This window comes from Mycobacterium sp. (assembly GCF_025933915.1).
Taxonomy (GTDB): Bacteria; Actinomycetota; Actinomycetes; order Mycobacteriales; family Mycobacteriaceae; genus Mycobacterium.
This window is the reverse complement of the sequence record NZ_JAICZA010000156.1, coordinates 1-10,785: the sequence shown is the minus strand read 5'-3', so window position 1 is coordinate 10,785 and position 10,785 is coordinate 1. Positions and strand designations below refer to the sequence as shown.

The window sequence follows — 10,785 nt, the reverse complement described above, 5'->3', positions numbered from 1 at the left end:
TCGTGGGCTTCTTCGTCAACACGCTGGTGCTGCGCGTCGACCTGGCCGGGGATCCCACCATCGGCGAGGTCTTGGCGCACGTGCGCGCGCGCAGCCTGGCCGCCTACGAGCATCAGGACGTGCCGTTCGAGGTGCTGGTGGAACGGCTCAACCCGACCCGTAGCCTCGCGCACCATCCGCTGGTACAGGTCATGCTGGCCTGGCAGAACACCGAACCCGCCGACCTGAGCCTCGGCGACGTGCGTGTCACCCCGCTGCCGGTCGACACGCGCACCGCCCGCATGGATCTCGCGTGGTCGCTGGCCGAACGCTGGAGCGGCGACGGCCGGCCCGAAGGGATCGGCGGGGCCGTGGAGTTCCGCACCGACGTGTTCGACACCGCCACCATCGAAGCGCTGATCATCCGGCTGCATCGGGTACTGATGGCCATGACCGCCGACCCCGCCCGGCGGCTGTCGTCGATCGACGTGCTCGGCGCCGACGAGCGCGCCCGCCTCGACGCGATCGGTAACCGGGCGGTGCTGGACGGCCCGTCACGCCCGCCCGTGTCGATCCCCGAGGTGTTCGCCGGCCACGTCGCGCGTGCCCCGCGGGCCGTGGCCATCACCGACGGGGCGGATTCGTGGACCTACCGCGAACTCGACGAGTCCGCAAACAGGTTGGCACACATGCTAATTGGCCACGGAGCCGGCCCGGGGCACTGCGTGGCGGTGCTGATGGAGCGCTCGGCGCGGGCCGTCGTCGCGATCCTGGCCGTGCTCAAAACCGGGGCCGCCTACGTGCCGATCGACCCGGGCCTGCCGGCGATCCGGATCGATTTCATGCTCGGCGATGCCGCGCCGGCGGCGGTGCTCACCACCGCCGAATTGCGTTCGCGCCTCGGCGATTCGGGACTGCTGGCCATCGACATCGATGACCCGTCGATCCAGACCCGGCCCGCCACGGCGTTGCCGGCGCCGGCGCCGCACCACATCGCCTACACGATCTACACCTCGGGCACCACGGGAGTTCCCAAGGGAGTGGCGGTCACTCACCACAACGCCACCCAGCTGTTCGCCTCCCTGGGCGCCGCGGGTTTGCCCGCCGCGCCGGGCAAGGTGTGGAGCCACTGCCATTCCCTGGCTTTCGACTTTTCGGTGTGGGAGATCTTCGGTGCGCTGCTGCACGGCGGCCGGGTGCTGGTCGTGCCCGACGGCGTGGTGCGCTCCCCGAAAGACCTGCACGCCTTGCTCGTTGCGGAACAGGTCGACATGCTCACCCAAACACCGTCCGAGGCGGGGATGCTCTCACCGGAGGGCCTGGACTCCGCGGTGTTGGCCGTCGCGGGTGAAGCGTGCCCGGTCGAAGTGGTCGAGCGGTGGGCGTCCGGACGGGTGATGGTCAACGTCTACGGCCCCACGGAGATCACGATCGTCGCGGCCGTCAGCGCGCCGCTCACCCCGGGACCCGACGTGCCGCCGATCGGCTCGCCGGTGTCCGGGGCCGCGTTGTTCGTGCTCGACGGATGCCTGCGGCCGGTGCCCGCGGGCGTGGTCGGCGAGTTGTATGTGGCCGGCGGTGGCGTGTCGACCGGCTACGTGGGCCGGCCCGGCCTGAGCGCGTCGCGGTTTGTGGCGTGCCCGTTCAGTGGCTCCAGCGGCACCGGGGCGCGGATGTATCGCACCGGGGACCTGGCGTGGTGGGGTTCCGACGGCCAGCTGCGCTATGTCGGGCGGGCCGACGAGCAGGTCAAGATCCGCGGGTATCGCATCGAACTCGGCGAAATCCAGGCCGCGCTGGCCGCCCTCGACGGGGTGGAGCAGGCGGTGGTGATCGCGCGCGAGGACCGCCCGGGAGACAAGCGGCTGGTCGGCTACATCACCGGAACGGCCACCCCGCCCGAGGTCCGCACCCTGCTGGCCGACCGCCTGCCCGGCTACATGGTGCCGGCCGCGGTGGCGGTGTTGGACGCGCTGCCGTTGACGCCCGGCGGCAAGCTCGACATCCGCGCCCTGCCCGCCCCCGACTACCAGGGCGGCGACGACTACCTCGCTCCGGCCACCGCGGTCGAGGAGATCCTGGCCTGGCTCTACGCCCAGGTTCTGGGCCTGCCGCGGGTCGGGGTCTCCGAGTCGTTCTTCGACCTGGGCGGGGATTCCCTGTCGGCCATGCGCCTGGTCGCCGCGATCTACAACGCCCTCGATGTCCACCTGCCCGTCCGCGCCGTCTTCGAGGCGCCGTCGGTGCGCAGCCTGAGCCAGCAGCTCAACCGGGATCCGGACGCGGCGGAAGGGCTTGGGGCCGACTTCGCGTCCGTGCACGGCCGCGACGCCACCGAGGTCTACGCCTGCGACCTCACGCTGGACAAGTTCATCGACGCCCCGACGCTGGCCGCCGCGCCGGCGTTGCCGGGCCCGAGCGCCGAGGTCCGCACGGTCCTGCTCACGGGGGCCACCGGCTTCCTCGGCCGTTACCTGGTGCTGCAGTGGCTGGAACGGCTGGAACTGGCCGACGGAAAGCTGATCTGCCTGGTGCGGGCCGCCTCGGATGAGGATGCGCGGCGCCGGCTCGAGCGGACCTTCGACCCCCCCGGTTTTGCAGGCGATCCCGCCCTGCTGCGGTATTTCCACGAACTGGCCGCCGACCACCTCGAGGTCATCGCCGGCGACAAGGGCCGCGCCAACCTCGGCCTGGACGAACCGACCTGGCAGCGGCTGGCCGACACCGTCGACCTGATCGTCGACTCCGCCGCCGTGGTCAACGGGGTGCTGTCCTACAGCGAACTGTTCGCCCCCAACGTCGCGGGCACCGCCGAGCTGATCCGGCTGGCGCTCACCACCACACTCAAGCCGTACACGTATGTGTCGACGGCCAACGTGGGCGACCAGATCGAGCCGGGGGCCTTCACCGAGGACGCCGACGTCCGGGTAGCCGGCCCGATCCGCACGATCGACGGCAGCTACGGCAACGGCTACGGCAACAGCAAGTGGGCCGGCGAGGTGCTGCTGCGGGAGGCCCACGACCTGTGCGCGTTGCCGGTCGGGGTGTTCCGCTGCGACATGATCCTGGCTGACACCACGTACGCGGGCCAGCTCAACCTGTCGGACATGTTCACCCGGTTGCTGCTCAGCGTCGTGGCCAGCGGTGTCGCGCCCGGCTCGTTTTACCGGCTCGACGCCCACGGCAACCGCCAACACGCCCACTTCGACGCCCTGCCGGTCGAGTTCGTCGCCGAAGCGATCACCACGCTGGGCGCCCAGGTGGGCCGCGATTCCGCCGCGGGGTTTGAGACCTATCACGTGATGAACCCGCACGACGACGGCATCGGGCTCGACGAGTACGTCGACTGGATCATCGAGGCCGGTTATCCGATCGAGCGGGTCGACGACTTCGCGGAGTGGCTGCACCGGATGGAGGCCGCGCTGCACGCGCTGCCGGAACGACAGCGCCACCAGTCGGTGCTGCAGCTGTTGCAGTTGCGCAACGCACAGTATGTGCCGCCGGCGGACCCGGCCCGCGGCTGCCTGGGGCCGACGGAGCGGTTCCGCGCCGCGGTGCAGGAGGCCAAAATCGGCCCCGACAACGACATCCCGCATATCAGCGCGCCGGTGATCGTCAAATACGTGACCGACCTGCAGCTGCTCGGACTGCTCTGAAATACATTGGCCGGTAGCGGCTTTCGCTCGGGTCGGCCGAAGCCGTCGTCGTCTGGGGTCCCGCTGACTACCATGACCGGTAGAACGCGACGGTCCCGCCGCACAGAGGAGTGCTCATCCGATGACAACAGCGCGCCTGCCCAAACTGCCACTGGACGAGGCCAAAGCCGCCGCCGACGAAGCGGCCGTCCCCAACTACATGGCCGAACTGAGCATCTTCCAGGTGTTGCTCAACCATCCGCCGCTGGCGCGCGCCATCAACGACCTGCTCGCCACCATGCTCTGGCACGGCGCCCTCGACGCGCGGCTGCGCGAGTTGGCGATCATGCGGATCGGCTGGCTCACCGCCTGCGACTACGAATGGACACAGCATTGGCGCGTCGCCTCGCGGCTCGGCATCCCGCGCGATGATCTGCTCGGCGTACGAGATTGGCGGAACCACGCCGGGTTTGGGCCCGCCGAGCGGGCCGTGCTCGCGGCCACCGACGACGTGGTGCGCGACGGCGCGGTCAGCGCCGCGAGTTGGTCGGTATGCGAGCGCGAATTCAACGGTGACACAATGACTCTCGTAGAGCTGGTCACGGCCATCGGCGCGTGGCGCATGGTCGCGTCCATCCTGCAAAGCCTCGAGGTGCCGCTGGAGGAGGGTGTGTCGAGCTGGCCTCCGGACGGCCGACCGCCCGACTCTTAGCGCGACGCTCCGGCGTGAATTACTCAGGGCCGTAACCGATTGACTTATCAATCGATAACTCTTAGCGTCGGGCAATGAGAACCAGGGTCGCCGAGATGCTCGGTGTCGAATTCCCGATCTGCGCTTTCAGCCATTGCCGCGATGTGGTGGCCGCGGTGACCAACGCGGGCGGATTCGGCATCCTGGGCGCCACCGCGCACAGTCCGGGGCGACTGCGCAGCGAACTGACCTGGATCGAGGAGCAGACCGGGGGCAAGCCCTACGGGGTCGACCTGCTGCTGCCACCCAAATACGTGGGCGCCGAGCAAGGCGGGATCGACGCCAACCAGGCCCGGACGCTGTTGCCCGACGAGCACCGCGCGTTCGTCGACGACCTGCTGGCGCGCTACGGGGTGACGGCGCCCGCCGGGGACGCCCGCCCGTCCTTCGGCGGCCTGAACATTTCGCCGAAGAGTTACGAGCCGCTGCTCGACGTGGCCTTCGCGCACAACATCCGGCTGATCGCCAGCGCGCTCGGCCCGCCCCCGGCGGATCTCGTCGAACGCGCCCACGACGACGACGTGCTGGTGGCCGCGCTGGCCGGCACCACCCGCCACGCGCAGCGGCACGCCGCGGCCGGTGTCGACCTGATCGTCGCGCAGGGCACCGAGGCGGGCGGCCACACCGGCGACGTGGCGACCATGGTGCTGGTTCCCGAAGTAGTAGATGCCGTGGACCCCATTCCGGTGCTCGCCGCTGGCGGCATCGCCCGCGGTCGCCAGGTCGCGGCGGCCCTGGCGTTGGGCGCCGAGGGCGTGTGGTGCGGGTCGGTCTGGCTGACCACCGAGGAAGCCGAGACGGTGCCCGTGGTCAAGGAGAAGTTCCTGGCCGCCACGTCCTCCGACACGGTGCGGTCGCGCTCGCTGACGGGCAAGCCGGCGCGGATGCTGCGCACCGCCTGGACCGAGGAGTGGGAGCGGCCGGAAAACCCGGACCCGCTGGGCATGCCGTTGCAGACCGCGCTGATCACCGAGCCGCAGGTGCGCATCAACTCCGCCGCCGCCCACGACGGCGCCAAGGCGCGTGAGCTGGCGACGTACTTCGTCGGACAGGTGGTGGGCTCGCTCGACCGGGTCCGCCCGACGCGCTCGGTGGTGCTGGACATGGTCGATGAGTTCATCGACACGATCGGCCGGCTCGAGGGCCTGGTCGAAAGCTGATCCGGGGTCGTTTGGGGGACGGTGGATAACGAATCGGGGACACGCCATCGCGGGATTTGACCGCGTCAGATCGCTCGTGCATGATCGGTCGGGTAAGCACCTCGTTAGGTGAGGCGTCTACACGAATACAGGCCACTGACCCCGAACGTCGAAAGACGCCCCGGGTCAGGACAGCTCCTCCCGGCTTAAGGGTTGAGCCCAGGTGGCTTCCGGCTCGGATTATTTCCAGGCCAGGACACGTCGTGTGGTGCCGAAGCTCTGACGAGAGGGGTGCGGCCTCCGACGATCGTCGGGTTCTGCTCCTTTTGCTGCGCCTAGATCGCATGCGACCGCGCATGCGTCGTGACCGCGAGGAGGTGAGGGACACATGAGTTCTAGCGATAGTCCGGATCGAAGTCCGAACCCCGTTTCGTCCCGATCCGTTCTCCGGCGCGACGTTCTCGGCTGAGTCGTCGCACACGCTAAGTGCTTATCGGCCAAGCGTTCTGAGATCGGAACCGACCCGGGACGGGACACGTCAGTCCTTTCATTCCCCGTTGGAATTCCCCTCTAGGAGGCGATCATGACCGCAGCCCTCTACGACGAAGTCGTCACCGCAGCGCCCGCCCGCACGCTGAGGGTGGTGCGCGACACGGACACGATCGACGCTCCGATCCAGATTCCCGTGCCCGAGCCCGTGCCCGAGGCGCGCCGCACTGACTACCCGCTGTTCGGGCCGGGCGGCGACCCGCTGATCAACGGGGCCTGCCGGTTGCTGAGCATCCCGCTGCGTCACGTGTACGCGGCGCTGTGGCGGGTGGGTGTGCTCGAAGTCCGCGCCTGACATTCCGACCGCGAGACGGCAACTGCCGACGGGCGTCTGCGTCGGCGGTGACCGTCTCGCGGTAGGATTTAGCGGCGTCGATCCGGCCATCACCGGGGAGCCTTCGGAAGAACCGCCGGCCTGGCTTGGCCAGCACCGGCTCAGTAGAACCGAACGGGTAGGCCCGTCACAGCCTGTTCAACGAGCGGCCGTGCGCACGCGCGGCAAGCGGGGTGGTACCGCGGCGCTCGCGCAGCCAGCGCGTCGTCGTCCCCAGGCCTGAGACCGGCACAGGAGACGACGCTTGACCGAGCACACTTACCCCAAGCTGGCCGGCGGGGCACCCGACTTCCCGGCGCTCGAGGTCGAGGTGCTCGACTACTGGGCCCGCGACGACACCTTCCGCGCCAGCATCGCCCGCCGCGACGGCTCGTCGGAATACGTGTTCTACGACGGGCCGCCGTTCGCCAACGGCCTGCCGCACTATGGGCACCTACTCACCGGCTACGTCAAAGACATCGTCCCGCGCTACCGCACGATGCGCGGCTACAAGGTGGAGCGCCGGTTCGGCTGGGACACGCATGGCCTGCCGGCCGAACTCGAGGTCGAGCGCCAGCTGGGCATCACCGACAAATCGCAGATCGACGACATGGGCATCGCCGCCTTCAACGACGCCTGCCGCGCATCGGTGCTGCGCTACACCGACGAGTGGCGGGCCTACGTCACCCGCCAGGCGCGCTGGGTCGATTTCGACAACGACTACAAGACGCTGGACCTGCCCTACATGGAGTCGGTGATCTGGGCGTTCCAACAGCTCTGGGACAAGGGCCTGGCCTACGAGGGCTACCGGGTCTTGCCCTATTGCTGGCGCGACGAAACCCCGCTGTCCAACCACGAATTGCGGATGGACGACGACGTGTACCGAAGCCGCCAGGACCCCGCGCTCACGGTGGGATTCAAAGTCATCGGCGGCGACCTGGATGGCGCCTACTTGTTGGTGTGGACGACGACGCCGTGGACCCTGCCGTCCAACCTCGCCGTCGCCGTCAACCCCGACGTGACGTACGTCGAGGTGCGCTCCGGCGATCGTCGCTTCGTGCTGGCGCAGCCGCGGCTGGCCGCCTACGCCCGCGAGCTGGGAGAAGAGCCCGAGATCCTGGCCACCCACCGCGGGTCCGACCTACTCGGCACGCGCTATCTGCCGCCCTTCCCGTATTTCTACGATCCCGGTGACGCCCCCAACGCATTTCAGGTGCTGCCGGGTGAGTTCGTCACCACCGAGGACGGCACCGGCATCGTGCACATGGCGCCCGCCTACGGCGAGGACGACATGGCTGTCGCGGACGCCGCCGGCATCGCCCCGGTCACCCCGGTTGACTCCAAGGGACGCTTCGATGCACAAGTCCCGGATTACCAGGGGCAGCACGTCTTTGACGCCAACCCGCACATCGTCCGTGACCTGAAGAACGGCAGCGGTCCCGCCGCGGCCAACGGGGCGGTGTTGCTGCGCCACGAAACCTACGAGCACCCGTACCCACACTGCTGGCGGTGCCGCAATCCGCTGATCTATCGGGCGGTGTCGTCGTGGTTCGTCGCGGTCACCGAATTCCGGGACCGCATGGTGGAACTCAACCAGCAGATCACCTGGTACCCCGAGCACGTCAAGGACGGCCAGTTCGGCAAGTGGTTGCAGGGTGCCCGCGATTGGTCGATCTCCCGAAACCGGTACTGGGGCACCCCGATTCCGGTGTGGAAGTCCGACGACCCGGCCTACCCGCGCATCGATGTCTACGGCAGCCTCGACGAGCTGGAGCGCGACTTCGGCGTGCGGCCCACCAACCTGCACCGCCCCTACATCGACGAGCTGACCCGGCCCAACCCCGACGACCCCACCGGTCGCAGCACGATGCGGCGCATCCCCGACGTGCTCGACGTGTGGTTCGACTCCGGGTCCATGCCGTACGCCCAGGTGCACTACCCGTTCGAAAGTAAGGAATGGTTCGACGGCGTCCAAAGCGCCGACCCTGACAAGCAGGTCGGCGGCCACTATCCGGGCGACTTCATCGTCGAGTACATCGGGCAGACCCGCGGCTGGTTCTACACGCTGCACGTGCTGGCCACCGCGCTGTTCGACCGCCCCGCCTTCAAAACCTGTGTGGCCCACGGCATCGTGCTGGGCTCCGACGGCCAGAAGATGAGCAAGTCGCTGCGCAACTATCCCGACGTGTCCGAGGTGTTCGACCGCGACGGCTCCGATGCCATGCGCTGGTTCCTGATGGCCTCGCCGATCCTGCGCGGTGGCAATCTCATCGTCACCGAGCAGGGCATCCGCGAGGGTGTGCGCCAGGTGCTGCTGCCGTTCTGGAACGCCTACAGCTTCCTGGTCCTGTACGCGCCGAAAGTGGGTACCTGGCGCACCGATTCGACCCAGGTGCTGGATCGCTACATCCTGGCCAAGCTCGCCGAACTGCGCGACGACCTGACCGCCGAGATGGACAGCTGTGACATTTCGCGGGCCTGCGAACGGCTGCGCCAATTCACCGAGGCATTGACGAATTGGTATGTGCGACGATCGCGTTCGCGGTTCTGGGAAGAAGATGCCGACGCGATCGACACCCTGCACACCGTGCTGGAGGTGACCGCGCGGCTGGCCGCGCCGCTGCTTCCGTCGGTGACCGAGATCGTCTGGCGCGGCCTGACCGGCGGGCGCTCGGTGCACCTGACCGATTGGCCGCAGGCGGGCGACGTGCCGGCCGACCCCGACCTGGTCGCCGCGATGGATCAGGTCCGCGAGGTGTGCTCGGCCGCGTCGTCGCTGCGGAAGGCCAAGAAGCTGCGGGTGCGGCTGCCGCTGCCGAAACTCACTGTGGCGGTGGAGAATCCGCTGCTTCTGCAGCCGTTCGTCGACCTGATCGCCGATGAGCTCAACGTCAAGAACGTGGAGCTGACCGATGCGATAAACGTTTACGGCTCCTTCGAGCTCACCGTCAACGCGCGGGTGGCCGGCCCGCGGCTGGGCAAGGACGTGCAGGCCGCGATCAAGGCCGTCAAGGCGGGGCAGGGCGTCGTCAATGAAGACGGCACGCTGACCGCCGGTCCCGCGGTCCTGCAACCCGAGGAGTACACCTCGCGGCTGGTCGCCGCCGACCCGGAATTCACCGCGGCCCTGCCCGACGGGGCGGGTTTGGTGGTGCTGGACGGCACCGTAACCCCGGAGCTGGAGGCCGAGGGCTGGGCCAAGGACCGGATCCGCGAACTGCAGGAATTGCGCAAGTCGACGGGCCTCGACGTGTCCGACCGGATCTCGGTGGCCATGTCGGTGCCGGCCGAGCGCGCCGAGTGGGCGCAGACGCACCGTGACCTGATTGCGGGGGAGATCCTCGCTACGAGTTTCCAGTTCGCCGAGCCGGCACCGGACGCCGTCGCTATCGGCGACGGCGTCCGCGTGAGCATCGCCAAGGCCTGACCCGCGAAACTGTATTCCGTGACGCATTTCGCGAGAAGAGCTGTCGCTAGTTACAGCCTCGCGGCGTGTCAGGGGGGCGTGGCACCCTGCGGTCGTGAGTGCAGAACCCTTCGTCGGCACTGAAGCCGTCCGCGCGGGAGCGTGGACGCAACGTGAGCTCCGACGCTCCTGCACGCGGATCTACCGCAACGTGTACCGCCGGCGCGGCAGCGAGCTCACTGCCCGCGATCGCGCGATCGCCGCGTGGCTGTGGTCCGGGAAAGAAGCCGTGGTGGCCGGTAACTCCGCGGCGGCGCTGCTCGGCGCTGAGTGGATCGATCCCCACTCGCCTGCCGAATTGGTGTTTGACCGCACGCGCCCCCCGTCGCTGATCATCACTCGCAACGACGTGCTGCGGCCCGAGGAGGTGACCGCGGTCGACGGCGTGCCGGTAACATCGCCCGCCCGCACCGCGTTCGACGTGGGTCGCCGACCGGCGGGGTTGACAGGCGCGGTGATCCGGATCGATGCTCTGGCCCGCGCTACGGGTGTCGCGGCCAAAGACGTGTACCCGCTGCTCAATACGCACCGCGGTGCCCGCGGCATGAAGCAGCTGCGCCGAGCGCTGCCGCTCATCGACGCGGGGGCGGAGTCGCCGCAGGAGACCCGCAGCAGGCTCGTGCTGATGCGCGGAGGTCTGCCCAGGCCGCAGACACAGATCGTCGTGCGCAACGTCTGGGGCGCGGTGCTGGCCAGGATCGACATGGGCTGGGAAGAGTGGCTCGTCGGGGTGGAATACGACGGCGCCCAACACTGGACGGATTCGCGCGTTCGCGCCAACGACATCGAGCGCACCGCTGAACTGGAGCGGCGGGGATGGCGCCTGGTCCGGGTCGGCGCCGACCTGCTGCGTCATCGGCCCGACGTCGTCGTAGCTCGGGCTCGGAGCGCCCTGCGCGCGAGGGGCTGCCCGTGCTGACCGCGAGACTGTAACTGGCGACGCGTTTCTCGAG

6 protein-coding genes and 1 riboswitch are annotated in these 10,785 nt (G+C 68.9%); all 6 genes read left to right on the top strand.

The window, feature by feature from the left end:
- A partial coding sequence (locus Q0W90_RS19955) for a non-ribosomal peptide synthetase (protein ID WP_297776138.1) occupies positions 1 to 3,635 on the top strand: 3,635 nt, incomplete at its 5' end.
- A gap of 121 nt (positions 3,636 to 3,756) precedes the next feature.
- On the top strand, positions 3,757 to 4,326 hold the full coding sequence (locus tag Q0W90_RS19950) for a carboxymuconolactone decarboxylase family protein (RefSeq protein ID WP_297776135.1): 570 nt from the start codon (positions 3,757 to 3,759) through the stop codon (positions 4,324 to 4,326).
- A gap of 74 nt (positions 4,327 to 4,400) precedes the next feature.
- Positions 4,401 to 5,525 (top strand): nitronate monooxygenase family protein, encoded by a 1,125-nt coding sequence (locus Q0W90_RS19945; RefSeq protein WP_297776132.1) that lies wholly within the window; start codon positions 4,401 to 4,403, stop codon positions 5,523 to 5,525.
- A 93-nt stretch (positions 5,526 to 5,618) separates the two neighbouring features.
- Positions 5,619 to 5,802: riboswitch (M-box (ykoK) riboswitch) on the top strand.
- 285 nt (positions 5,803 to 6,087) lie between these two features.
- Complete coding sequence (locus Q0W90_RS19940) at positions 6,088 to 6,348, top strand: Rv1535 family protein (RefSeq protein ID WP_297600204.1); 261 nt, start codon at positions 6,088 to 6,090, stop codon at positions 6,346 to 6,348.
- Between the two features lie 283 nt (positions 6,349 to 6,631).
- Positions 6,632 to 9,793, top strand: coding sequence for an isoleucine--tRNA ligase (gene ileS / locus Q0W90_RS19935; RefSeq protein WP_297776128.1), 3,162 nt, complete (start codon positions 6,632 to 6,634; stop codon positions 9,791 to 9,793).
- A 94-nt stretch (positions 9,794 to 9,887) separates the two neighbouring features.
- Complete coding sequence (locus Q0W90_RS19930; protein WP_297701321.1) at positions 9,888 to 10,751, top strand: DUF559 domain-containing protein; 864 nt, start codon at positions 9,888 to 9,890, stop codon at positions 10,749 to 10,751.
- The last annotated feature ends 34 nt before the right edge of the window (positions 10,752 to 10,785 follow it).